At 59.5% G+C, this 23,084-nt stretch carries 23 protein-coding genes; 16 read left to right on the forward strand and 7 right to left on the reverse strand.

The annotated features are described in order from the left end of the window. Positions 1-140: 140 nt before the first annotated feature. Positions 141-1,091 carry an agmatinase gene (speB, locus tag QIT27_RS09360; RefSeq protein WP_285263604.1) on the reverse strand — a complete coding sequence of 317 codons (951 nt, stop codon included), beginning with the start codon at positions 1,089-1,091 and terminating at the stop codon, positions 141-143. Between the two features lie 250 nt (positions 1,092-1,341). Between speB and QIT27_RS09365 the strand changes: the two genes are divergently transcribed. The 3 genes from QIT27_RS09365 (at position 1,342) to recQ (ending at position 5,624) form a co-directional block, all read left to right on the forward strand. Further along, positions 1,342-2,760 carry a sigma-54 interaction domain-containing protein gene (locus QIT27_RS09365; protein ID WP_285263605.1) on the forward strand — a complete coding sequence of 473 codons (1,419 nt, stop codon included), beginning with the start codon at positions 1,342-1,344 and terminating at the stop codon, positions 2,758-2,760. A 128-nt stretch (positions 2,761-2,888) separates the two neighbouring features. Continuing rightward, positions 2,889-3,410 (forward strand): P-loop NTPase family protein, encoded by a 522-nt coding sequence (locus QIT27_RS09370; RefSeq protein WP_285263606.1) that lies wholly within the window; start codon positions 2,889-2,891, stop codon positions 3,408-3,410. A 93-nt stretch (positions 3,411-3,503) separates the two neighbouring features. After that, on the forward strand, positions 3,504-5,624 hold the full coding sequence (gene recQ, locus QIT27_RS09375) for a DNA helicase RecQ (RefSeq protein ID WP_285263607.1): 2,121 nt from the start codon (positions 3,504-3,506) through the stop codon (positions 5,622-5,624). 45 nt (positions 5,625-5,669) lie between these two features. Here recQ and mtnA read toward each other — a convergent pair whose 3' ends face one another. Next, entirely contained in the window at positions 5,670-6,689 is a 1,020-nt protein-coding gene (gene mtnA / locus QIT27_RS09380) for an S-methyl-5-thioribose-1-phosphate isomerase (RefSeq protein ID WP_285263608.1), read from the reverse strand. Positions 6,690-6,793: 104 nt separating this feature from the next. Here mtnA and mtnB point away from each other — a divergent pair, with 104 nt between their 5' ends. From mtnB to QIT27_RS09395, 3 genes are read left to right on the forward strand one after another with little or no spacing between them, the layout of a single operon-like run. Next, the gene (gene mtnB / locus QIT27_RS09385) at positions 6,794-7,384 is read left to right on the forward strand and encodes a methylthioribulose 1-phosphate dehydratase (RefSeq protein WP_285263609.1); all 591 of its coding nucleotides are present in this window, start codon (positions 6,794-6,796) and stop codon (positions 7,382-7,384) included. Then, on the forward strand, positions 7,381-8,067 hold the full coding sequence (mtnC, locus tag QIT27_RS09390; protein WP_285263610.1) for an acireductone synthase: 687 nt from the start codon (positions 7,381-7,383) through the stop codon (positions 8,065-8,067). The genes mtnB and mtnC overlap by 4 nt, the downstream gene beginning before the upstream one ends. Positions 8,068-8,104: 37 nt before the next feature. Then, complete coding sequence (locus QIT27_RS09395; protein WP_285263611.1) at positions 8,105-8,653, forward strand: 1,2-dihydroxy-3-keto-5-methylthiopentene dioxygenase; 549 nt, start codon at positions 8,105-8,107, stop codon at positions 8,651-8,653. A gap of 178 nt (positions 8,654-8,831) precedes the next feature. Here the strand turns inward: QIT27_RS09395 and mtnK are convergent, their stop codons facing one another. Then, on the reverse strand, positions 8,832-10,094 hold the full coding sequence (mtnK, locus tag QIT27_RS09400; RefSeq protein WP_285263612.1) for an S-methyl-5-thioribose kinase: 1,263 nt from the start codon (positions 10,092-10,094) through the stop codon (positions 8,832-8,834). 186 nt (positions 10,095-10,280) lie between these two features. Here mtnK and QIT27_RS09405 point away from each other — a divergent pair, with 186 nt between their 5' ends. Beyond that, on the forward strand, positions 10,281-11,960 hold the full coding sequence (locus tag QIT27_RS09405) for a methyl-accepting chemotaxis protein (protein WP_285263613.1): 1,680 nt from the start codon (positions 10,281-10,283) through the stop codon (positions 11,958-11,960). 42 nt (positions 11,961-12,002) lie between these two features. Here the strand turns inward: QIT27_RS09405 and QIT27_RS09410 are convergent, their stop codons facing one another. Beyond that, entirely contained in the window at positions 12,003-12,935 is a 933-nt protein-coding gene (locus tag QIT27_RS09410; protein ID WP_285263614.1) for a LysR family transcriptional regulator, read from the reverse strand. 88 nt (positions 12,936-13,023) lie between these two features. Here QIT27_RS09410 and QIT27_RS09415 point away from each other — a divergent pair, with 88 nt between their 5' ends. Both QIT27_RS09415 and QIT27_RS09420 read left to right on the forward strand, forming a co-directional pair. Continuing rightward, a complete protein-coding gene (locus QIT27_RS09415; protein ID WP_285263615.1) occupies positions 13,024-13,452 on the forward strand; it encodes a DMT family transporter in 429 nt (142 codons plus the stop codon). Between the two features lie 13 nt (positions 13,453-13,465). After that, positions 13,466-13,930 carry a DMT family transporter gene (locus QIT27_RS09420; RefSeq protein ID WP_285263616.1) on the forward strand — a complete coding sequence of 155 codons (465 nt, stop codon included), beginning with the start codon at positions 13,466-13,468 and terminating at the stop codon, positions 13,928-13,930. Here QIT27_RS09420 and QIT27_RS09425 read toward each other — a convergent pair. Next, the gene (locus QIT27_RS09425; RefSeq protein WP_285263617.1) at positions 13,878-15,113 is read right to left on the reverse strand and encodes a GGDEF domain-containing protein; all 1,236 of its coding nucleotides are present in this window, start codon (positions 15,111-15,113) and stop codon (positions 13,878-13,880) included. The two genes, QIT27_RS09420 and QIT27_RS09425, sit on opposite strands and share 53 nt — an antisense overlap. A 199-nt stretch (positions 15,114-15,312) precedes the next feature. On the opposite strand from QIT27_RS09425, the gene QIT27_RS09430 reads away from it, so the two are divergent. Then, positions 15,313-15,597, forward strand: a complete 285-nt coding sequence (locus tag QIT27_RS09430) for a YrhK family protein (RefSeq protein WP_159343300.1) — start codon at positions 15,313-15,315, stop codon at positions 15,595-15,597. Here the strand turns inward: QIT27_RS09430 and QIT27_RS09435 are convergent. Beyond that, the gene (locus tag QIT27_RS09435; RefSeq protein ID WP_285263618.1) at positions 15,594-16,352 is read right to left on the reverse strand and encodes a DeoR/GlpR family DNA-binding transcription regulator; all 759 of its coding nucleotides are present in this window, start codon (positions 16,350-16,352) and stop codon (positions 15,594-15,596) included. The genes QIT27_RS09430 and QIT27_RS09435 overlap by 4 nt on opposite strands. A 157-nt stretch (positions 16,353-16,509) precedes the next feature. Between QIT27_RS09435 and QIT27_RS09440 the strand changes: the two genes are divergently transcribed. The 6 genes from QIT27_RS09440 (at position 16,510) to QIT27_RS09465 (ending at position 22,288) form a co-directional block, all read left to right on the forward strand. After that, positions 16,510-17,490, forward strand: a complete 981-nt coding sequence (locus QIT27_RS09440) for an ABC transporter substrate-binding protein (protein ID WP_285263619.1) — start codon at positions 16,510-16,512, stop codon at positions 17,488-17,490. 2 nt (positions 17,491-17,492) lie between these two features. Beyond that, positions 17,493-19,193 carry an ABC transporter permease gene (locus QIT27_RS09445; RefSeq protein WP_285263620.1) on the forward strand — a complete coding sequence of 567 codons (1,701 nt, stop codon included), beginning with the start codon at positions 17,493-17,495 and terminating at the stop codon, positions 19,191-19,193. Continuing rightward, complete coding sequence (locus tag QIT27_RS09450; protein WP_285263621.1) at positions 19,181-20,251, forward strand: ABC transporter ATP-binding protein; 1,071 nt, start codon at positions 19,181-19,183, stop codon at positions 20,249-20,251. Before QIT27_RS09445 ends, QIT27_RS09450 begins: the two co-directional genes overlap by 13 nt. Further along, positions 20,248-21,330 carry an MBL fold metallo-hydrolase gene (locus QIT27_RS09455; RefSeq protein WP_285263622.1) on the forward strand — a complete coding sequence of 361 codons (1,083 nt, stop codon included), beginning with the start codon at positions 20,248-20,250 and terminating at the stop codon, positions 21,328-21,330. The genes QIT27_RS09450 and QIT27_RS09455 overlap by 4 nt, the downstream gene beginning before the upstream one ends. Positions 21,331-21,339: 9 nt before the next feature. Beyond that, positions 21,340-21,786, forward strand: a complete 447-nt coding sequence (locus tag QIT27_RS09460; protein WP_285263623.1) for a phosphatase domain-containing protein — start codon at positions 21,340-21,342, stop codon at positions 21,784-21,786. A 91-nt stretch (positions 21,787-21,877) separates the two neighbouring features. Further along, positions 21,878-22,288 (forward strand): hypothetical protein, encoded by a 411-nt coding sequence (locus QIT27_RS09465; RefSeq protein WP_285263624.1) that lies wholly within the window; start codon positions 21,878-21,880, stop codon positions 22,286-22,288. Between the two features lie 8 nt (positions 22,289-22,296). Here QIT27_RS09465 and QIT27_RS09470 read toward each other — a convergent pair whose 3' ends face one another. Then, on the reverse strand, positions 22,297-22,980 hold the full coding sequence (locus QIT27_RS09470) for a GntR family transcriptional regulator (RefSeq protein ID WP_159343309.1): 684 nt from the start codon (positions 22,978-22,980) through the stop codon (positions 22,297-22,299). Positions 22,981-23,084: the final 104 nt, after the last annotated feature.

Here is a 23,084-nt window from a genome sequence, read left to right on the forward strand (position 1 = left end):
GACATACGGTTCACCTATTGGATGTGATTATTGGAGGTGGGCTGGCGGCGTCCTGAAGGGAAGCGCGGCTCCCCTTCTTATGTTTTGTCATCTGCGCCTTGTTAGGTCAGCGCTTTTTCACGAACAAGTGCATGCTAGGTTTAGGCGTTATGCTTAACGCCCGGCAGTACGCAGAGCATTTCATACAGCAGCGTGGCACCCATCAGCGCCGTATTACCGCTGGGGTCATAAGGCGGTGATACCTCTACTAAGTCACCACCGACGATGTTCAAGCCAGCGGTGCCCCGCACAATTTCCAAGCCTTGGGCAGAGGTTAGGCCGCCCATTTCCACGGTGCCGGTACCGGGGGCAACGGAGGGGTCTAAGCCATCGATATCAAAGCTGATATACACGGGGATATCGCCCATTTGTTCGCGCACTTCCGCCATCAATGGCGCCAGCGAGCGGTGCCAACACTCCTCAGCAGGTACCACGCGGAAACCCTGCTCGCGGCACCAGTCGAAATCTTCAGGGGCGTAACCGGTCCCGCGCAGGCCAATTTGCACGACCTTGTTATGGGCGAGTAACCCTTCCTCCTGGGCACGACGGAACGGCGTGCCGTGCGCGATGGGTTCGCCAAACATGTGCTCGTTCACATCCGCGTGGGCATCGATATGAATCAACCCCACCGGACCATGCTTTTTCGCCATGGCACGCAGAATGGGTAGCGTCAGCGTATGCTCGCCGCCCAGGGTTAACGGAATGCAGTTGTGCTTGAGCACGTCGTCATAGAAGGCAGTGATGATGTCGACGCTTTTCGGCAGGTGAAAGGTGTTGATGGGCACATCGCCAATATCGGCCACCTGAAGACGCTCGAACGGCGCAGCGCCTGTCGCCATGTTGTAAGGGCGCAACATGCGCGACTCATCGCGAATCTGCCGTGGCCCTAGGCGCGTACCCGGGCGGTTCGACGTACCGATATCCATGGGTATACCGATAAACGCCGCATCCAGCCCTTCAGCACTCTCTTGCGTGGGCAGGCGCATCATGGTGGCAGGCCCTGCAAAGCGCGGCATGGTGTTGCCGCCCAGCGGCTGATTAAAGTCCGACATCGTTCTCTCCTTGGATTTATTGTGGCCAGCCTGACGGCTGATTTATCTAGCTCATACCGCTCATAGACAGGTATTGCACAGACCATGCCAAGTTACCCGCGCTGATAAATCGGTAGGTTTCCTGCTTTGTCGATGCAAAAATGAATCGAATAGCCGATGAAACGATGCAAAAATGAATCAATGAGTCATTTTTGCATCACTCTGTTCATCCAACGATATAAAAGCGGCGGCGGTAGACAAGGAGGGACGCATGAGTGAAATCGACAGGCGCGTACTGCAAACCATTGTGGAAACCGCGAATGACCACTTCTTTATTGTCAGTGGCGACGGTCAGATTATGGATATCAGCCCCGGTGCCGAGGCGGTGTACGGCGTATCGCGGGAGGAGCTGCTTTCCAGCAGCGTTCAGCAACTGCAGGCGGCCGGCGTTTTAAAGCCTTCCATTACCATGGAAGTGATGCGCACCCGCCAGCCCGCTCAGCTCATGCAGATCACCGGTACGGGCCGCCGCGTCATCGCAGAAGCCTATCCGGTGTTCGTCAACGGCACGCTAGAGCGCATTATCAGCCGCTCGAGAGACCTCACCGACTTGCAGCTTCTGCAGGACGAGTACGCCCTGCTGCAAAAACGCTTTAGCGAGCACTTAAAACGCAGCCAAGCCGCGCCCGATGCCGAAGAGCAGGCGCTGGATGACGCGTTAGATAACTTGCAAGTCAGAAGCCATGTGATGCGCGAAATTGCCCTGCTGCTCAAGCGTGTCGCGCCGTCGGATGCCAACGTCCTGATGCTCGGCGAATCCGGCGTCGGCAAGACCGCGTTTGCCAAACAGCTACACCGCTGGAGCCAGCGCTGCGATGGCCCCTTTATTGAAGTGAACTGCGCGGCAATCCCGGAAAATCTGTTTGAGTCCGAAATGTTTGGCTATCAGCCTGGCGCCTTCAGCGGTGCAGCCCGGCAAGGCAAAGCGGGGCTGTTAGAACAGGCCGAAGGCGGCACGCTATTTCTGGATGAAATCGGCGAGCTGCCGCTGTTGATGCAAACCAAGCTGCTCAAGGTCATTCAGGATGGCAGCTTGACCCGTCTGGGTGATACGCGCTCTCGTCGGGTCGATTTCCGTTTGGTGGTCGCGACCAATCAGGATTTGGGCAAGCAGGTGGAAGCGGGGCTTTTCCGCCTGGATCTTTATTACCGCCTCAACGTCATCCCTGTCACCCTGCCACCTTTGCGCGAACGACGTGAGGATATTCCCGACTTAGTGGAAGCGTGCTTACAACGGCTGAACCAGCGCTACGGGAGGCAGAAAATTCTCGGTAATCAAGTCTGGTCGACACTCATGGGCAGCGACTGGCCGGGTAATGTTAGGGAGCTGGAAAACTGGCTGGAAAGAGCCTGGCTTTCAAGCCCAACGGATCAAATCGAAGTGCCTGCAACGCAAGCCTATAGCGAACAGCATACCCACAGCTTGGCGAATGTATCTGCCTCACTTTTAGCGGCACCGCTCGCCTCAGGCGAAAGCTTGAAAGAGTACCTAGAGCGGTTAGAGCGGGACGCGCTACAAACGTTGTGTCACACGTTGCCCAGCACCTACGCCATCGCCAAACGGTTGGGTATCAGCCAGTCCAGCGTGGTGCGGCGGTTACAGCGTTATGACATTAAAATCACCCATTAACGCTCCCACACGTCACCCGCCTGCCACATAAGCGTCATTCAACCGCAACATCGCCATCACATGATCCCATTACACGACGCTAAAAGGCGTCGACGAACGCCACTCACGACCAGACAGAGGCCTTGAGCATGAGAGATCATGTCATCTTGATGCAGCAGGGAAACATCGTGCAGGAAGGCACACTTAGCGACCAGACTGACAGCGTAGATACTGCTAACGCTACCAGCAGTATGGCCATGAACTTTCTACCTCTGATAGAGGGCGAACACGGCGCGGTGATTGAGGGTGAAACCTCCTCCCTTCCCGTCGCGCCCAAAGAGGCAGCCGGTGGGTATCTAGGCTTGCGCCCCGGCGCTATTGAATTACACCCAGTATCGGCAACGGGCATGCCCGCTAAAGTGCTCCGCACCGAGCGTTGGGAGGACGACGATACGATGGCGCATGTGGCCGTTGGACCTCATGTGGTGCGCGTTCGTTTGAACGGTCATCAGCCTATCGACAACCAAACGTGCAAGCTTACGTGGGCACCTGCGCTTGCTCAGCTCTTTGATGCGCAGGGAGCCCGCCAAGATACGCTGTTGGCCTTTGCGCTTTCCGCCACTGATCGACGCATTCCCCGACCGCCAAGGGTGGGTTCGTTCCAACATTGAGTTGGTCATGACGATTACAGGCCTTCGCTAGCCAAACTCACGTGAGTTTTCGTGCGACAATTCTCCTTCACGCACACGACAAGGAGAGCAGCGATGCACGGCGACTCGGCAGCCCTCAAGGTACTGCAGGAGGTCTTTGGCTACGACCACTTTCGTGGCCCGCAGCAGGCCATCATTGAGCATGTGATGGCCGGAGGCGATGCGTTGGTGCTGATGCCCACCGGCGGCGGTAAATCGCTGTGCTATCAGATCCCTGCGCTGCTACGTGAAGGCACCGCGATTGTGGTCTCGCCGCTCATTGCGTTGATGCAGGATCAGGTGGCCGCGCTGATTCAGAACGGGGTGCGCGCCGCCTACCTAAACTCCAGCCTCGAGATGCATGAGGCGATGGATGTGGAGAACCGCCTACGGGCGGGCGAGCTGGATCTTCTCTACGTCGCGCCCGAGCGGCTGGCCACGGCGCGCATGCAGATGCTGCTGGAGCAGACCCACATTGCGCTGTTCGCCATCGATGAAGCTCACTGCGTTTCCCAGTGGGGCCACGATTTCCGCCCCGAATATCGCCAGCTCTCCCACCTGCACCAGCGATTTCCTGACGTACCACGCATCGCGCTCACCGCCACCGCCGATGTGCCTACCCGGCACGACATCATGGAGCACCTGCAGCTTCAGGACGCCGCGCTCTACAACAACGGCTTTGACCGACCCAACATTCGTTACCATATCGCTGAAAATCAGGGCAATGCCAAAGAGCAGCTGCTGAGTTTCATCCGTGAGCATCACGACGGCGAGGCGGGCATCGTCTACTGCCTCTCACGGCGCAAAGTAGAGGAGACCGCCGCTTGGCTGGCACGCCAGGGGTTGACCGCGCTGCCCTACCACGCCGGGCTGCCCGCCGGGCAGCGCCAGCAGCACCAAGCCCGCTTTCTGCGCGAAGACGGCGTGGTGATCGTCGCCACCATCGCTTTTGGCATGGGCATCGACAAACCGGACGTGCGCTTTGTGGCGCACCTCAACCTACCCAAAAGCATCGAAGCCTACTATCAGGAGACCGGCCGCGCCGGACGCGATGGGCTGCCCGCCGACGCCTGGATGGCCTACGGGCTTCAGGACGTAATCACTCTGCGCCAGATGCAGCAGGACTCCGGTGCCGCCGACCAGCAAAAGCGCATCGAGCAGCAGAAGCTCGACGCCATGTTGGGGCTTTGCGAGATCATTAGCTGCCGCCGCCAGGCGCTGCTCCACTACTTCGGCGATTCGCTAGACGAACCCTGCGGCAACTGCGATAACTGCCTCACTCCGCCTGACACCTGGGAGGCCACGGTGGCTGCTCAGAAGGCGCTGTCGTGTGTCTACCGCACCGAACAGCGCTTCGGCGTCACGTATTTGGTGGATGTACTGCTGGGCAAACGCAACGAGCGTATCAGCCGCTTCGGTCATGACAGTTTGAGTACGTTCGGCATTGGCAAAGAGCTCACCGCCAGCGAGTGGAAAGCGCTGTTCCGCCAGCTGATCGCCAGCGGTTTTTTAAGCGTGGATATGGAGGGCCATGGCGGCATCAAGCTCACCGCCAACGCCAAGCCCATATTGCGCGGCGAGCAGAGTCTCACCCTGCGCAAACCCAGCAAGCCCGCGCGGCGCGGTGCCAAAGGGGCGTCTGCCGTCAAGGGCCACGGCGCCTTGTGGGAAGCACTGCGCCAGCATCGCAAGGCGCTTGCCGACGCCCAGGGCGTACCCGCCTACGTGATTTTCAACGACGCCACCCTGGCCGAGCTGGTAGCGCAAAAACCGCAGACACTGCAGGCGCTGGGCACCATCTCGGGCATTGGCGCACGCAAGCTGGAGGATTATGGCGAAGGCTTTCTAGCGGTGGTTCTGGCGCATCCTGATGAACCTGCCGCTAGCGCCCCTGTAGGCAGCAGCGCTCTTGAATCTGCCGCGCTACTGCGCCAAGGGCTAACGCCGGAACAGGTCGCCGAGCAGCGCGGGCTGGCCGCCAATACCGTGTACCGCCATTTGAGCGATGCCATTCAAGGCGGCGAGCTGGACCTGGAAGAGGTGGTCAACCTGGACCCAGCGACCCTGGCGCAGATTCGCGCGGCTTTTGAGCAGTTTCCCGGCCAGGGGCTGAAAGTGGTGTTCGAAGCGCTGGAAGGCCGTATTGATTACCCGGTTCTGCACTGCGTGCGGGCGTCCATGGCTGCTAAGGGTTAGGCTTTTTACGAAAAGTCGGCGAGCGTAGGCAGTTTTCGTAAAAGCCTAGCGCCATCCCCGCAGATGCTCGCCCCGTGCAATCGCCGCTGAGTCAAACACGCCGGTATCCAGAATCCAGGCGGTGACTAGCTTGGCGGGCGTCACGTCGAAGGCTGGGTTCCACACCGGGGCATCGCTCGGTGCCCACACCACCTCGCCAAACGCGCCTGCGGCTCCGCGCACCTCCGCGCCATCGCGCTGTTCGATGGGAATCGCCGCGCCGGTCGCGCAGGCGGAGTCGACCGTGGTGTAAGGGGCGACCACGTAGAACGGCACCTGATGGTAGTGTGCCGCCACCGCCAGCATGTAGGTGCCCACTTTGTTGGCAAAGTCACCGTTGGCGCAGATGCGGTCCGCGCCGACCATCACCTTATCCACCTTGCCCGCTGCCATTAAGCTGGCCGCCATGCTGTCGGTGATTAGCTGGTAAGGAATGCCCAAATCGGCCATTTCCCATGCAGTCAAGCGGCCGCCCTGGAGTAGCGGACGGGTTTCATCCACGTAGACATGCAGGTCGATGCCGCGCTGTTTGGCGATGGCCAACGCGCCAATCGCGGTGCCCACACCGGCCGTGGCCAGCGCACCGGTGTTGCAGTGGGTCAGCACGCGGTCGCCGGATGCCAGCAAGTCAGCGCCCCGCTCGGCCATGCGTTGGCACAGCGCGCGGTCCTCTTCAAACAGCGCTTTGGCTCGTTCGGCCAGGGCGTCAGCGCCCTGGGCAAAACAGGCTTCCATGGCGTCCAGGCAGTACATCAGGTTCACCGCCGTGGGGCGCGTCGCCCGTAAGCGGTCGCTGACGGCTTGCCACTCGGATTCGGGATGGCGAGCGGCGTACTGGGCCAGCACGAAAGCAGCGCTCAAACCAATCAGCGGCGCGCCGCGAATAGCGAGATGTTTAACCGCGTGCTGCCATGCGTCGGGGGAGTCGCAGCGCACCCACTCTTCGGCTTGGGGTAGCCGGGTTTGGTCCAAATACTCAAGCGAGTCGGCATACACCCGTAAACTGCGTGACTGTAAATTGACCATGAGGGGCTCCTTGATAATGGGGCAAGCAGAACAGCGGCACGGCTTATCAGGCGCGAAGCTTATCATATAGAATGGCCGCCACTAGACGAGGCGATGCTGACCCGATGAACACCTTACACACCGAACTGCTGGACGCCATCTCCTGGGCGGCGCAGCAAGGCTGGACGCCCGCCACTGGCGGCAACTTTTCCGCGCGTACCGAGGCGGGCTATTTAGTCACCGCCTCCGGGCGGAATAAAACCCGTATCCAGGCGGATGACCTGCTGCTGTGCGACCTGGAAGGCAGCGTGCTGGAAGGCAACGGCAAACCCAGCGCCGAAAGTGACCTACACGCCGCGCTGTACCGGCTAGACCCCAGCATTCACTGCGTGCTGCACACCCATACCGTCGCCAGCACCGTGCTGTCGCGGCGCTTTCCCGAAGGCATTGAGCTAAGCGGCTTTGAGATGCAAAAAGCGTTGGCGGGTAACGTGACGCATGATGCGACGATTCTTTTGCCGGTGGTGCCCAACTCCCAGGATATGGAGGAGTTAGCCGAGCATGTTCGCCAAGGCTGGCCGATGCCCTGGGGCTTTTTGGTCGCGGGCCACGGTATTTACGCCGTGGGCGACAGCATTGCCAGCTGCCGCCGCCACCTGGAAGCAATCGAATTCTTACTTGCCTGTGTACTGGAAGAGAGCCGGTGGTCCCAATGAGTAACCCAACCGTTCGCGCCATCGTGACCGATATCGAAGGTACCACCACCGATATCCACTTCGTTCACAAAGTGCTGTTCCCCTATGCCTACGCCAAGCTGCCTGACTTTCTGCGTGAGAATGCAGAAGCACCGGCGGTGGCCGAGCAGATTGATGCCGTGCGCCATGAGATGCAGGACGCCGACGCCACACTGGAAGCGGTGATTGCCACCCTGCTGCACTGGATCGACACCGACCAGAAAGTGACGCCACTCAAAGCCCTGCAGGGCATGGTGTGGGCCGACGGCTACCAGCGCGGCGACTTCACCGGCCATTTATACGCGGATGTTGCTCCGGTGCTACGCCAGTGGCAGGCCGCAGGCGTGGCGCTCTATGTGTACTCGTCAGGCTCGGTGCAGGCGCAGAAGCTGCTGTTTGGCTACAGCGACGAGGGTGATTTGACCCCGCTGTTCAGCGGCTACTTCGACACGCACATTGGCCATAAGCGCGAGGCCATGGCCTATCAGCGCATTATCGAGGCGCTCGATCTACCTGCAGAGTCGATACTGTTCCTGTCGGATGTGGTCGAAGAGCTGGATGCGGCCAAGCAGGCGGGTATGCAAACCCTGCAGCTCGTGCGCGAAGGTACCCAGGCGGGCACTGTACACGCCTGTGTCGAAAGCTTTGCTGACATTGCCCTTTAACGGCTATGTTCACCCCTTACCTCTTAGGAGCGTCTTTATGTCCCAACTGAAAGTCTTTGCCGATCAACATCCTAATGATGCGCTGCTGGACACCACGGACGGCGAACAAATTGCCGCTGAGCTGAACCGGGTAGGCGTTCTATTTGAGCGCTGGGCAGCGCCGGGCGAGATTGCCGACGATGCCACCCAGGAGGAGATTCTGGCGCTCTATCAGGAGGACATCGACCGCGTCAAAGCCAAGGGCGGCTACCAAACCGTCGACGTGCTGCACATGGTGCCCACCCACCCAGACAAAGAGGCGATGCGTCAGAAGTTCTTGAACGAGCACCGCCACCATGAAGACGAAGTGCGCTTTTTCGTGAAGGGCCAGGGGTTGTTCTGCCTGCACATCGACGAAAAGGTGTATCAGGTGCTCTGCACCCGCAACGACCTGATCAGCGTGCCTGCCAATACCCCGCACTGGTTCGATATGGGCCCCGAGCCGGAATTCACCGCGCTGCGCTTCTTCGACAACGTGGAAGGCTGGGTGCCACACTGGACCGACAGCGATATCGCCGGGAAGTTTGATCGTTTGGATCAGCTTTAACGTGTGAAGGCGGCTATCGCCGCCCTCGCGGGTGCCTCATTTGCTCGTACCTCGCAAGATTCGTTACGCCGCGCTACATGGCTTCGCCGAACTCCAGGTGGGGCATTCGTAGCGCGGCGTAAGCGGAGCGCACCCGCGAAGCACCGCAAAGCGGTGCCGAAGGTGCCACCTAAAGTGCTTACAGCACTGATTTCTGATTGTATGCCTTGGCTAAAGCCACCAGCGCATTGAGATCACAGTAAGCTTGCGGCTCCATGATTAGCGCTTGGCCCATCAGCACGTTGCGTGCTTCCAGCTTGGCGCGCAGGGCGGTGTCTTCGATCTCTTCGAAGTCGGCATTGTGGGCAAGCGATAGCACGCGGCGGTGCATTTCGATGCCGCAGTAGGCCAGCGCATCTTCACGGATCTCTTCCAGCAGCGCGTCGCAGGCGTCGTCGGCGCTGTTGCCCTGCTCTTCAAACAGCGCTCTGGGGAACAGAATACCGGTGCGTTCAGTTTGCCAGAGGTGGCGAAACTCCTCATCGAAGCGGGTAAAGCAATCGGTGACCACTTCTAAAATCCACGCTTGATAGGCGTCAAGATCGCTCGCTGCTCGGTGGGCGGGCTGGCTAAAGTAGGCCATGAAGAAGTTGGCTACCGCCATGCCCAAGTCGAACGCCATGGGCCCGTACTGGGAAAATTCAGGGTCGATGACGCGCACACTGGTGTCGGTGGCCATGATGGAGCCGGAGTGCAAATCGCCGTGCAGCATGGTCTCGGTGTTGGCGGTGAACTTCATCAGCAACCGCTGCACCTTGGCTTTCAGGCGCGCGTTGCGGCGCAGCTCGTCCACCACGGGCGATAGCTCGGGCGTGTGGCGGTTCATCTCCGCGCCGTAGTAGGGGTCGGTAAACACCAGCGATTCGGTGATCGCCGGAATCGCCACGTTGCCAGAGAACAGCCCGACATCAGCTTTCTTATCCGGGCTTGCCATGGAGAGTTCAGAGCCGCGAAACGCTGTGCGCGCACAGAACTCACCCAGAGTCGTGCCCAGCCCCGCCACGCGTTCGCCGCTGATCAGTTTACGCCGCAGAATGATATGGGGATGCAGATACTCCATCACGATCAATGCCTGGGGCTTATCGAAGTAGTACACCTCGGGGGCCACGCCCGGCGCGCGCTTGGCTTGACGCACTAAGGCGTAATACTCGAAGTGGGCGCGATAGAGCGGCAGCGGCCAGCTCTCGCCCACCATGCGCACATAGGGCAGCGCCTGCTTGACCACCACGCTGCCGGTGCTGCCTGTCACGATAAACACCAGATTGAGGTTGCCGTCGCCTACTTCACGGATGTGCCACTCGGCAGGGTTGCCGCCCACGCGGCTAGCGACTGCCTCCACACCGCCTAGCCGCTGGCCAAGGGTATCCACTCCCAACGCTTGATAGCTCTGCTCGTCTGTCACCGATGATTCCTCACACAAAATGGATGTGTGTTTGTCATACCCCGGCAACGTTGTCAATTCGTGACAGGAAGAACGGTCAACCACGGCGGCAGTTGCAAAGAAATGTTAAACAGAAAAAAGTCCTGTGGACAACTTTGGTATGAGTTTTATAGTAAATACCTGACTAACCCAATCAGGTACTCCATCATGAAAAACAACGGCCCAGTGACCCAGATGGAACACCCGCTGCGCGAAGATGATGTGCTGATTTCTAAAACCGATAACAGCAGCTACATCGCCTACGCGAACCATCGCTTTGTCGAGATCAGCGGCTTCGAGTATGAAGAACTGGTGGGTTCACCCCACAATATGGTGCGCCACCCGGACATGCCCGCGCCCGTCTTTGCCGATATGTGGAGCGACTTAAAAGCGGGCCAGTACTGGAGCGGATTGGTCAAAAACCGTCGAAAAAACGGCGACCATTATTGGGTAAGGGCGAACGTGGTGCCCATTCGGGAAAATAACCAAGTGACCGGCTTTGTATCGATCCGCGTCAAACCCTCCCAGGCAGAAGTCGACAACGCCGAGCATATCTACCGCGATATCCGTGAAAACAAGGGGCGCTTTACGGTCAAGCATGGCGAAGTCATGGCCCGCAACCCGCTCAAACGGCTGGTCAGCGCCACTTGGTGGGCCCCTCGGCTCGCCAACGTCGCTGGCGTGCTGTTTACCTTGGCGGCCACTGGCGCGTTAATGCTGGCTAGCGCCTGGTGGCTGGGCAGCCAGGTCACAAGCGGTGTGCTCGCCCCGCTGCTCGCGATGATACTTGCCACGGGCTTACTGCTCAGCGTCTACCAGTGGCGTCAGGCGCGCCGACTGCGTCGTTTCCTGCACAAAGCCAACGACTTCGCACTGCAAATCGCCGCCGGTGACTTGAATGCGCAGGTGCCCACCGTGGGCAATGCCGCCATGGATAACACACTGGCGACCATGAACTTCATGCGCCGCTCGCTGGACGCGCTGATTGGCGACCTGGATCAGCGCATCGCGCAAGTCATGCCCTCGGTGGAAGAGCTTTCCCGCCATAACCAAGCCATGGGCAACCGAGTCGACCAGCAAGCATCTGCCGTGCAGCAAACCGCCGCCAGCGCGGAGCAAATCGCCTCTACCGTGCGCCAAAGTTCAGATAACGCCCAGCTTGCCAGCCAGGCCTCGGTGGGGAACGTCAGCGAAGTCGACAACGCCGTGGCGATTATGCGTGAACTGGCCGATGCGATGGAGGGCATCACCGCGACTTCTCAAGACATGGCGGGCATCGTCAAAACGATCGATAACATTGCCTTCCAAACCAACATCTTGGCGCTGAATGCTTCCGTAGAAGCGGCCCGAGCCGGTGAGCATGGCCGAGGCTTCGCGGTAGTGGCCGAAGAGGTGCGCCGCTTGGCACGTCAATCCGCTGAGGCCGCCCATCAAGTACAAACGCTGATCGAGACCGCTCGCCAGCGTATTGAAGCCGGACAGCATAAAGCCGGTTCAGCGGGCGATGCCATGGGGCGCATTCGCCAAGCCAGCCATAACGTGAACGACTTGATGGAAGAGATTCGTGCGGCCGCTCGGGAGCAGAGCGAGGGCATCGCGCAGATCAGTCAGGCCATTTCGCAGATCGACCGGGGCACCCAAGAGAGTGCGGCCAGCATGGACGCGTATCTGAACGCCGTCGACGTTCTCTCTCGCGAGGTCAATCACCTGGCGCACAGTGCCCATGCCTTTATGCCGGTCACGAATGCGATGGCTCCCACACCCGCGCTTCCTCAACTCGCCAACAATGTGTACCGACTCCCCGTGGCTGAAAAACCGCGCGCCTTCCCCCGAGCAAAAGCCGTGTAACACTGCGCTGCGGGTGGCGTTTGCCACCCGCAGTGGTTTACCTCAAGCGCCATCCCAGTAGGGAACATCGCCAATCGTGCTTTCTAGATAAGCCATGAAGACGGATACCTTCGACGAGCGCAGGCGATTTTCAGGATAAATGGCGTAGATGTTGTCCAGATAGCCATCCTCAGACGCTTCCCACTGCGTCAGTAACGGCACCAACGTTTGCTGGCGCAGCGGCTCAAAGAGTAGCCACGAGGGAAACATCACTACGCCCTGCCCCGCCATCGCTGCTTCCACCAAGCTTTCGGCATTGTTAGCGACCAAATTGCCCGATAACGCGTAGCGCACCGCCCGTGGTGTGTGGGGTTCCTGGAAGTACCATAGCTGCGTTCCCTTACTGCCTTTATACAGCAGGCAGTTATGCTGGCTGAGCGCCCCTGGCGAAGCAGGCTCGCCGTGCGCCGCTAGATACGCTGGCGACGCGCAGACGATAAAACGCTGCCGGGCGATGCTGCGGGCCACCAAACTGGAATCCGCGAGCGCCCCCACGCGAATCACCACGTCGGCCCCCTCTTGCACCGGGTCGATAAAACGATCTTCCAGCGTTAAATCCACCTGAATATCCGGGAACTGCTGCTGAAACCGCGCCAAGTGCGGCGCGATATGACGCCGCCCGAAGGCCACGGGCGCATTGATACGCAGCACGCCCTGAGGATGCTGCGCGCCGCCCATCACTTGCTCGGTGGCTAGCTCCAACCGCGCCAGCGCATCGCGTACTTCGTGAAAATAGCGCTCGCCTGCCTCGGTCAGCCGTACCGCTCGGGTGTGACGATAGAGCAGTCGCTGCCCCAGCGCCCGCTCCAGGCTAGCGATGTGTCGAGAGGCCGAAGAGGTAGGCAGCCCGTAGTAACGCGCCGCTTCCGAAAAACTGCCGCTGGCGGCCACGCGCACAAACAGCCTTAGCGCCAGAAGACGTACTGAGTTGTTCAAAATGCACTAGTCCTTTGCTTTTTTAGCGCATTGTAGCAACAAGACGACCTCTTTAGAGTGCGGCCTCCCGTTTGATAAGGAGCACTACATGCAACACGCACTGATTCTGCTGGGCGTACTGATCGCCGGTATGGGCCTGTCGGTGGAAGCGGGACTGTTAGGGCCGCTTGGCGAGCAGGTAGGTCACCTTTCCGCCACGCTCTCCATTTTTATGGTCGGGGCGCTGCTGCTATCACTGGCGCTGCTGTTTTCGCCCAAGCGCCAGTTGGGCGCGCTGTTCAAGCAGCCACGCTGGCTGTTGACCGGCGGCGTGCTGGGGCCGGTCTACGTCATCGTCTTGACCTTGGCGACGCCGCTGGTGGGCGTTGGCATGACCATGGTCGGCATTTTGTGCGGCCAGGTAGCGACCAGCTTAGCCATTGACCATTTTGGCTGGCTCGGTAGCGAACGCCGCCAAGTGGATGGCTACCGTTTAGGGGCTCTTGCCATGATCCTTGTCGCGCTTTGGTTGATGTAATAGGAGAGACACCATGCTTTTACCCATCGTATTTGCTCTACTGCTCGCAGGCGGCGCGGTCTTGGCCGCTCAATCCTCCATTAACGGCCGTTTAGGTGCTCACACCGGCGTGCTGGAAAGTGCCTGGCTAACGTTTGCCGTGGGTGCCGTGCTGACTTTTTTGCTGATGTTCTTTTTTGAGCCGTCCCACGAGGCGACTCTGTTTAGCGTGCCCAAGTGGCAGCTCACGGGGGCGCTGTTTGGGGTGGTGTATATGCTCGCGATTGTGTTTGCAGTGCCCCGTGTTGGTACTGCAGCAGCGACGGTCTCGGTGATTTCCGGCCAGCTGTTGATGAGCTTATTGATCGATCACTTTGGATGGCTCAATAACGCCGAACGGGCGCTGGATGGGTCACGCTACGTGGCGATGGTGCTCTTGCTGTTGGCTATTGTATTGATCTACCTAAGCCATCGCCGCTCAGTGCATCCCGCGAGTTGATCATCACCACCCGGTTTCGCCCTTGGCGCTTGGCCTCGTAAAGCGCCTGATCGGCGGCTCTGAATAGCTGCGAAGCGCTCACATCCTCTGTTGGCTGCAGCACCGCGCCTCCTACGCTAATGGTGACGTTGGCAGGCACTGCACCGCCATGGTGGGGCAACTGCAGCGCCTCCACCGCGTGACGTAACTGCTCGGCTTGGGCCAGCACCGTCTGATGTGACTGCCCCATGCTTAACACTACAAACTCCTCTCCGCCGAAGCGCGCCACGACGCAGGCGTTGTCCGCGTGGGCACGCAGCGCGCTGGCGACTTGCTTGAGGCAGTGATCGCCCTGCAAATGGCCGTAGTGGTCGTTATAGGCTTTGAAACAGTCGATATCGATGACCATCAGGCCCACCGTGGCGCGCGCTTCCACGGCCTGCTGCCAATAGAGGTTAAACAGGGTATCGAACTGGCGGCGATTGGCTAACTCCGTCAGTGGGTCCGTTAACGACAGTTTGGACAGCTCCGCGTTACTGCGCAGCGCGTGTCCGGCTCGATGGGTTTCGCGCAGCAACAGCAGGTAGGCCTTGCGTTCGCTGGCTTCTAACCGATAGTTGGCGATCAGTGTGAAGATCGCTTTGGCACACAGTGTAAAAATCGCGAGCCGTTTGACCTCGACCGGCATCGGCTCATACCCCGCAACGAAGTACACCATGATGGCGACGCTCAGAAGTGACGACACCAACGCATACTGAAAGCGCAGGGAGTAAAGCACATTGCCAACGACCAAAATCAGGCCGAACGAGAAAATATCCAAATAGGAGTATGGCGACCGAGAGGATATAAAGATCACGCAAGAGGCCACCATGGCCACCACAACGGTGCTCGCCATTAGGGTTTCCCGTGCGCCCCCTGAGACGCCTTTGTAAATGGCCCACAAGATGGGTAAACCAAAGGGAATGACCACCAACCCTCTTATTAGCACAGAGAGCCAAAATTCATTAGGTCGAAAGCTATAGTCATTGATGAGGAACAGACTGTAAATCAGCGCGGCGATCAGACCCGCCGCCACCATGTTGCGGTTTCGTTGGGGCTGGGTGTCGCTCTCGAAGCACGCCTCTAACTCATCGGCAAAACGCAGTTGCCAGCTGGGCCGCACCAGCTCACGCTCAATGGCGTTGTGAAAGGAGTCACTGGTCATGCATACCTCGTTGAGTCCCGGCGTCTCTCGACTATCCTGACGGAACAACGTGACGAAGAGACGAAACGCGCACTGACGAGTAGGTAAACGCTTACTACGCTTAACGCGGTTAGGGTAGCCTCTTTGTGACACACAACCGTCAGAACGATCAACGCTTTCTTCGCGCTATTTCTTTCACCTGACCCGTAACGGAGACCCTATGACGCGTCCCACCACCGCCTCTCATCACGACCTGACCTTCACCATGGGGCATGAGGAGCTGGTGATTCACCGCCGCTACGAAGTGCTCAGTATTCTCAACGATTTTATGCTGGGACTGTGGTTTGCCATTGGCAGCGTCTGCTTCTTTTATGACGGCACCGTCAAAACCATCGGCGTTTGGCTCTTCGTGATTGGCAGCCTGCAACTGCTGATGCGCCCAGCCATCCGCCTGCACCGCTACATCTATTTTAAGCGGCTGCCAGATGAGCAGCATGATGCCTAACCTGCGCTCATAAAGCGCACGCCTTGGGCGGCTAACGGGCTTCTTAAACGATCGGGCAGCGGGCTGTCGGTAATCACCGCGTGATAGTCTGCCAGCGAACCGGCGGCGCAGCGCAGCGGTAGGTCGAACTTGGTCTTATCCAGCACTAGAATTCGGTACGCCGCGTGGGCCAGCAGCGCCTCGCGGGCCATGACTTCGTCGTCGTTGTAGTCGTAGAGCTGGCCGTGGCTATCCATACCGCCCACAGAGACAATGCCAATATCCACTCGATAACGCTGAAAAAAGCGCCAAGCGTCGCCACCAATCACATCTTGATCACGGCGACGTACGCGGCCTCCGGCCACCACCAGCTCACACTCCAGCGCGCATAACTTAATCAAAGCGTGCAGGTTATTGGTCATAATCTGCAGCCCCTGCTTGTCCCGCAGCGCGTCGGCTAGCTGCTCTACCGTCGTCCCCGTCCCCAAAAAGAGCGACTGGTGATTGGAAATCAACGACGCCGCCTGCCGCGCAATATGTCGTTTGCCTTCCTGATTGACGATTTGGCGCTGATCGTAGCCCACATTCTCTTGGTCGGGAAAGGGCATCACCTCGCCGTGGCGGCGCAGAATCAGCCCCTGTTCAGCCAAGACGCGAATATCCCCCCGCAGGGTTTGCACGGAGACGCCAAAGTGATAGGCAAGTGCTACCAGCGTTTGCCGCCCCTCTCCCCGCACGCGCGCCAACACGGCACGCCGCCTTTCTGTCACGTTCATGCTGTATCTACCTTTCTCTTTATCGTACTTGCTGGAAAAACGAAAAAAACTTTCCCGTCAGCGAAAGCCAACCGCTATCAAACGAAAGTGTAGTGTCACGATGTTGTAAGCCGATGACAGTAATGTGGTGGCTGTTCACCTACTGGAGGTTTTCCCGATGTTGAAGCGCTCGTTGTGTTCCGCCGTGACTCTCGCAAGCATTGCCCTCTCCACGTCGTTGCTCGCTGATGACAAGCTGGTGCTCTACACCAGCCAGCCGAATAGCGATGCGCAGCAAACGGTCGATGCGTTCCAAGCCGCCTACCCAGAGATTGAAGTGGAGTGGGTGCGCGATGGCACCACCCGCCTGATGACACGCTTGCGTTCGGAGCTGGCTGCCGGTGTCAGCAACCCTGACGTGCTGCTGATTGCCGATAGCATGACCATGACCTCGCTGAAACAAGAGGGCCATCTGCAGCCCTACCTTAGCCCTGAGCGCGATGCCTACGACGAAGCGCTTTACGACCCAGAAGGCTACTTCTACGGCACCAAGCTCATCACCACCGGTATCGTTTACAACACCGGCGCCGAGCAGCAGCCCCAACGTTGGGAAGATCTGACCGGCCCTGAGTACGAAGGCCTCGTCACCATGCCTAGCCCGTTGTACTCCGGCGCGGCGCTAATTCATATGGCAGCCATCGGTGAAAACCCGGCATTAGGGCTTGAGTACTACGAGGCACTACAGGCCAACCGCACGGAAGCACAGGGCGGTAACGGCGGCGTGTTCAATGCGGTGGCCGCAGGCACCAAGCCCTACGGCATCGTGGTGGATTTTCTGCCCATCCGCGAAGCCGCGAAAGGCTCGCCCGTGGCGTTTGTGTTCCCTGAAGAGGGCGTGAGCGCCGTCACCGAGCCCGTTGCCATTATGCAAGAGGCTGAGAACCTAGACGCCGCTCAGAAATTTGTCGACTTCGTGCTCTCCCAACCGGGGCAAGAATTGGTGAGCCAGCAGGGCTACCTGCCTGCTCACCCGGATGTGACGCCGCCAGAAGGCTTCCCTGAGCGCAGCACGATCAACCTCATGCCGGTGGATATCGAGCAGGCGCTCGAACAGGAAGAGACGCTCAAGCAGCGCTTTAGCGATCTTTTCGGCGGCTAACCATGACCCCTTCGCTCAACCTTGGCAGCCAGCATCGCTGGCTGCTTAGCCTGATCACCCTACTCATCGTACTGCTCAGCCTCGCGCCCAGTTTGCGACTACTCATCGAGGCATTGAGCGACCTTGGCCAGGGTAGCCAAGCGCCGCTGTGGAAGGTGCTCACCGCTGCCAGCACGTGGCGTGCGCTGTGGCACAGTGTGTATACCTCGGGCCTCGGTATGCTGATTGCGCTGGTGCTGGGTAGCCTGTTCGCGTTTGTGATCACATTGACGGACATTCGCGGCAAAGCGTGGCTAGTGTTCTGCTTTATGCTGCCCATGATGATCCCGCCCCAAGTCACCGCTCTGAGCTGGCTACAGCTGTTTGGCCCCGCCAGCCCCTTGTTAAAAAGCATCGGCATGGCCCCGCCACTAGGCAGCCCGCAGCCGCTCTACTCCGCAGAGGGTATTGCGCTGCTGCTGGGCATTCAGAGTGCGCCCCTAGTCTTTTTGGCGCTACGCACGTCTCTGCTGTCCCTGCCACGTGAATTGATTGAAGCCGCACGCATCAGCGGCGCGCGCCAAACTCAGGTGTGGGGCCATATTATCTTACCCATCACCCGCCACGGCCTGATTGCCGGGGCCGCCATGGCGTTTATCTCCAGCCTGGGTAACTTTGGTATTCCCGCGATGCTGGGTATTCCCGCCGGCTATTACGTGCTACCCACGCTGATTTACCAGCGCATGGCCAGCTTTGGCACCGGCGTACTGGCAGAGATGGCGGCGCTTTCTCTGTTGATCGGCATCCTGGCGCTGGCAGGCGTGGCCTTGCAGCAGCGTTGGATGAACCGCAGCCGGTTTGGGTTAGGCGGCCATAGCGGCCGCGCCCACGATTTTTCGCTAGGCCGCTATCGCCCCCTCGTGACGGCTTTGCTGGTCGGCGTCCTGCTGGTGATTCTGGTCGCGCCGCTGGCCGCGCTGGTGGTGAGCTCCTTGGTACCTGCCATGGGCGTGCCACTGAGCGTTGAGTCCATCACGCTCAATGCCTATCACGAAGTGATTGGCCGTCAAGGAGCCACTTGGCGGGCAGTGCGTAACAGTCTTTGGCTGGCGGGCGGTGCCGCGCTGGTACTGATGCTATGCAGCCTGCCGCTCGCTTACCGCCTACAGCGCCTTCCACCGCGTCTGCAGCAGCTCACCCTTAGCGCCATTGAGCTGCCGTACGCGCTGCCCGGCGTAGTACTGGCGATTGCCTGTATTTTACTGTTTGTCCGCCCGTTACCGCTCATCAACCTAGCGCTTTACGGCACGCTCGGATTGATCTTTGTGGCCTATCTGGCGCGCTTTTTGGTGGTCTGCCTGAAACCCGTAAGTGCCAGCTTGGCCCAGCTAGATCCCTCACTGGAAGAAGCCGCTCAGCTGGCGGGCGCAGGCCCCTGGCGTCGGCTCATCACCATTCTTTTACCGCTGATTGCGCCCTCGCTGTTTGCTGGCGGGCTGCTGGTATTTTTGCTGGCAGTGAATGAACTGACCGTCTCCGCGCTGCTCTGGAGCGCCGGGAATGAAACCCTGGGCGTACTGATTTTCAACTTGGACGAGGGCGGCGAAAGCGTGCTGGCATCGGCAGTTTCTGTGCTGGTAGTGATCATGGTCGCCTCGCTGATGCTATCTCTCAGCCTGCTGGCCCCGCGTCTACCTAAAGGAGTCGTGCCGTGGCAGGGCTAGCTATTCATCGTGTGACCAAACAGTTTGGCGATCACCGGGCGGTTGATGATCTGTCGCTGGAGATTGCCCCCGGCGAGTTTGTGGCCCTACTCGGTCCCAGCGGCTGCGGCAAAACCACCATGCTGCGCATGTTGGCGGGGTTTGAGCAGATCAGCAGCGGCACCGTCACGCTCAACGGCACGCTACTCGCCAGCGACCAGCACCATGTGCCCCCTGAACAGCGCAACATGGCGATGGTATTTCAGTCGTACGCCCTCTGGCCGCACATGAGCGTGGCCGATAACGTGGGCTACCCGCTGAAACTGCGCCGCGTTCAGGGCAGCGAGTATCAGCGCCGAGTCGCCCACGCGCTGGAGCAGGTTGCGCTTACCCCCTACGCCCAGCGCGCTCCACAGGAGCTCAGCGGTGGCCAGCGCCAGCGGGTAGCGTTGGCGCGTTGCCTAGTCACCGACCCAGACGTGGTGCTGCTCGATGAGCCGCTCGCCAACCTGGACCGCAACCTGCGCGCCTCTATGGAGCACAGCTTTGTCGACTTCCACCGCCGCACCCAAGCCACCATGGTGTACGTGACCCATGATCAAAGCGAAGCCATGGCAATGGCGGATCGCATTGCGGTGATGCGTGACGGCGCGCTGGTACAGTGGGCAACGCCTGAAACGCTCTACCGAGAGCCGCGTAGCGAATGGGTGGCTCGGTTTATCGGCCAAGGTAGCCAGCTAAAGGTCGCAGGCGGCGCACCGGGCCAGCGACTAAGTGAATCAGCGCTGATGCAAGGCTTGGCCGCGCCGCTCACGGCGCGCACTCAGCCCGTTTTGGTACGTCCTGAACATATCCGTATTGAGGCACACTCCCCTGCACCGTCGTCCGCACAATCGCCTAACTCTCACGACTTAACCGGACGCGTGGAGCGGCTCACCTTTCGCGGTGAACGCTATGAGCTACACCTGTGCTTATCCACGGGAGAAGCGCTGCTGGCCTATCATCACACCGCACTCAACGAGGGCCAGCACGTCGCGGTGCGCTTGTTGGAAGGCTGGTGCCTGGAGCCTGACCAATGAGCACCACGATTCAGATCCTCAGTGGGCTGGGCGGCAAAGGGCCAGCGGCTATCGTGGTGGAAGCGCAGGGCAAACGCCTGCTGCTGGATGCCGGAGGCGCACTGCACCCCGGCGAGCCGATTACCTGGGCAAGTGGGCTGGACGTAGACGCCGTATTGATCAGCCATGACCACGTGGACCACATTGGCGGTGTCGCGGAACTACCCGCGCAGATACCGCTTTACTGCACGCCGTTAGTCGCTAAGGCGCTGCCCCCACAACGGGCGTGGCAGCCACTGCCCTACCGGGGCCGTATTAACGTCGAAGGGATTGCGGTGACCACCGGGCAAGCGGGCCATTCGCTAGGCGGTGTCTGGCTGCATCTCGACGTTGCAGGCGGCATTTTCTACAGCGGCGATGCCTGTTTTGAGTCGCGCCTGTTTCCGTTTGATGCGCCCCCACCCGCACACACGGCGCTGCTGGATGCCTCCTACGGCCGCTACGACCAGCCCCAAGCGCAGTGCATCCACGCCATTGGCAAAGCGTTAGACCACCCGCTGGTGCTGCCGGTACCAGAAACAGGGCGCGCCCTGGAAATGGCGCTATGGCTGGCGGAAGAGGCGGACCAACGCCACCTGCCCTTGGCGATTGACCCGATCATTCGCGATAACCTGGCCGCCCTACTCGCGCTGCCCAATGACCTTCGCCGTGAAGGGTTAGACGAGGCTATCCAAGCGCTTTTAAAACGCCCCAATGCCCGCGACCCGGCGCTTTGGCTGGTCAGCGACCGTGACGATAACCCTGCCGATTGGCCGCATCACCGCCTGCTCCACACCGGCTACTTAACCCCACAGCGCCGTCAACAGCTCGCCGCTGGCGATGTGCTTTGGCAGCGCTGGAACGTTCATTTGCGCGCCTCGCACTTGGTGGCCCTCGCCAACCAGCTCCAGGCCACCCAAGTGGCACCGCTGTTTACGCCGCTCCATGCCGATGCTGAGGCCGCTTGGCGTGCCCTGCTGGGCGAACGGTTCATCACGCAGCCTTCGCTAAACGCCCCATCAGAGGCGCGCCCGCTCTCTTCACTTCTGTTAACGCATTAGGAAACGTCTATGAACGCAGTCATTGTTGATGTCGACGGCACGCTGGCCGAGTTTCACCCTGCCGAGGTCCACGAGTGGGTACTTGGCCCCGCCAAACAGTGGGATCCTTTCTTTGCCCACATGGCGAACGCGCCGGTGATTGAGCCCGTCGCCCGGCTGGTCAAACTGCTAAAAGCCCAAGGCCAGCACATCGTCATCTGCAGCGGCCGCCCAGACAGCCACCGAGAACACACCCAGGCATGGCTCACCCGCCATGACATTCCTTTCGACGCCATGTACTTACGCCCGGAAGGCGATGACCATGTGGATGACGAAGAGGTGAAATCAGCGCTACTGGACCAAATGCACAGCGACGGCTTCGCCCCCTGGCTCGTGCTGGATGACCGCGATGCCGTCGTCGCTCAGTGGCGCGCACTCGGGCTGACCTGCCTACAGTGCGCACCGGGGGATTTTTAAAGCCGTATATAGCGCTTGTTGCCACTCAGCGATAAAGTCTTTGCGCGAATACACATTTCACGGATGAACCAAAACATAAGGAGTATGTTGCATGCGCTTACACCGACTAATGTGGGCACCTACGCTTGTGCTGTTAGCTGCCTGTGGAAACGACGCCAGTACTGATACAAGTAGCGATGCAAGTAGCGGCTCCAATGAAGCATCCATCTCGCAAGACATGCTGTATGGGCGTTGGGCGGTAGAGCCCACATGGTGCCAAGAGGGGCAAGAAGGTGCCCCCATCACGTTAGCGCAAGGAAGGTTTGAGGGACGTGAAAACCGTTGCGATATGGCATTGGAGGAGAGCGATGAACCACATACTTGGCAAGCAACACTCAGCTGCCAAGGGGAGGGAATGACCAGCGAAGAGCGTCTTCAGCTCATCCTGGAAAGCGATAATACGCTGTCCCTTACTTATCTGGATCGTGATCGCCAGCAGATATCGCTTAGCCGCTGTGATTAACGCTCACACTAGCCCGTGCGCTCCATCGGCGCTTCCATACGGCGCACGCTGGCAACGAAGTCGCTAAAGCGCTCGCCTTGGATCAACACGTGGTCGCAGAGCGCCTGTTGGGCCTGGGCGGCGTCGCCCTGCTCGATGGCGTCGACGATCGTTTGGTGCTCATGGAGCGAGTTGTGCATGCGCTGTCGGACCTGCAGCTGTAAGCGGCGGTAAGGCTTTAAACGCTGCTTGAGCTGGCGGGCTTCGCTGGCTAAAAAGGTGTTGTGGCTGGCGGTATAGATACAGTCATGGAACGCTTCGTTCTCGTAGTAGTACTCATCGGTGTCGCCCGCCAGGGCGGCGGCTTCGCAGCGCTTGTGTGCGGCCTTAAGCGCCGCCAGCTCTGGCTCGCTGATACGCCGCGCGGCCAAGCGGCCACACATGCCTTCAAGCTCTGCCATCACTTCAAACATTTCGATTAGCTGATCGATACCCACCTTCGCAACGAACGTGCCTTTCTTCGGCGAGACCGTGACCAGCCCGCTGGCCACCAATTGTTGAAACGCTTCACGCACTGGTGTGCGCGACACATTGAACTCTTGGCCAAGGGCTTCCGGATCTAGCCGCTCGCCGGGGGCGCGCCGCCCGTTGATGATGTCATCCTCTAAAGAATCCCTTAGCCGCTGTGCGTTGGAACGCTTCGTATCCGCCATGACTGACCTCCTTCGGTAACGCCGCAGGCGATGACATAAATATGGCATAAATTTGACATTAGCATACATAACCGCTATTGAAATATATATCAGCTCGCCTGATA

The sequence above is a fragment of the Halomonas sp. LC1 genome (assembly GCF_030247125.1).
Lineage (GTDB): Bacteria > Pseudomonadota > Gammaproteobacteria > Pseudomonadales > Halomonadaceae > Vreelandella.

Excerpts from the sequence above, each read along its gene's own strand:
- speB (WP_285263604.1), bottom strand. The coding sequence starts at position 1,091 with ATGTCGGACTTTAATCAGCCGCTGGGCGGCAACACCATGCCGCGCTTT.
- QIT27_RS09365 (WP_285263605.1), top strand. The coding sequence starts at position 1,342 with ATGAGTGAAATCGACAGGCGCGTACTGCAAACCATTGTGGAAACCGCG.
- QIT27_RS09370 (WP_285263606.1), top strand. The coding sequence starts at position 2,889 with ATGAGAGATCATGTCATCTTGATGCAGCAGGGAAACATCGTGCAGGAA.
- recQ (WP_285263607.1), top strand. The coding sequence starts at position 3,504 with ATGCACGGCGACTCGGCAGCCCTCAAGGTACTGCAGGAGGTCTTTGGC.
- mtnA (WP_285263608.1), bottom strand. The coding sequence starts at position 6,689 with ATGGTCAATTTACAGTCACGCAGTTTACGGGTGTATGCCGACTCGCTT.
- mtnB (WP_285263609.1), top strand. The coding sequence starts at position 6,794 with ATGAACACCTTACACACCGAACTGCTGGACGCCATCTCCTGGGCGGCG.
- mtnC (WP_285263610.1), top strand. The coding sequence starts at position 7,381 with ATGAGTAACCCAACCGTTCGCGCCATCGTGACCGATATCGAAGGTACC.
- QIT27_RS09395 (WP_285263611.1), top strand. The coding sequence starts at position 8,105 with ATGTCCCAACTGAAAGTCTTTGCCGATCAACATCCTAATGATGCGCTG.
- QIT27_RS09405 (WP_285263613.1), top strand. The coding sequence starts at position 10,281 with ATGAAAAACAACGGCCCAGTGACCCAGATGGAACACCCGCTGCGCGAA.
- QIT27_RS09415 (WP_285263615.1), top strand. The coding sequence starts at position 13,024 with ATGCAACACGCACTGATTCTGCTGGGCGTACTGATCGCCGGTATGGGC.
- QIT27_RS09420 (WP_285263616.1), top strand. The coding sequence starts at position 13,466 with ATGCTTTTACCCATCGTATTTGCTCTACTGCTCGCAGGCGGCGCGGTC.
- QIT27_RS09425 (WP_285263617.1), bottom strand. The coding sequence starts at position 15,113 with ATGACCAGTGACTCCTTTCACAACGCCATTGAGCGTGAGCTGGTGCGG.
- QIT27_RS09430 (WP_159343300.1), top strand. The coding sequence starts at position 15,313 with ATGACGCGTCCCACCACCGCCTCTCATCACGACCTGACCTTCACCATG.
- QIT27_RS09435 (WP_285263618.1), bottom strand. The coding sequence starts at position 16,352 with ATGAACGTGACAGAAAGGCGGCGTGCCGTGTTGGCGCGCGTGCGGGGA.
- QIT27_RS09440 (WP_285263619.1), top strand. The coding sequence starts at position 16,510 with ATGTTGAAGCGCTCGTTGTGTTCCGCCGTGACTCTCGCAAGCATTGCC.
- QIT27_RS09445 (WP_285263620.1), top strand. The coding sequence starts at position 17,493 with ATGACCCCTTCGCTCAACCTTGGCAGCCAGCATCGCTGGCTGCTTAGC.
- QIT27_RS09455 (WP_285263622.1), top strand. The coding sequence starts at position 20,248 with ATGAGCACCACGATTCAGATCCTCAGTGGGCTGGGCGGCAAAGGGCCA.
- QIT27_RS09460 (WP_285263623.1), top strand. The coding sequence starts at position 21,340 with ATGAACGCAGTCATTGTTGATGTCGACGGCACGCTGGCCGAGTTTCAC.
- QIT27_RS09465 (WP_285263624.1), top strand. The coding sequence starts at position 21,878 with ATGCGCTTACACCGACTAATGTGGGCACCTACGCTTGTGCTGTTAGCT.
- QIT27_RS09470 (WP_159343309.1), bottom strand. The coding sequence starts at position 22,980 with ATGGCGGATACGAAGCGTTCCAACGCACAGCGGCTAAGGGATTCTTTA.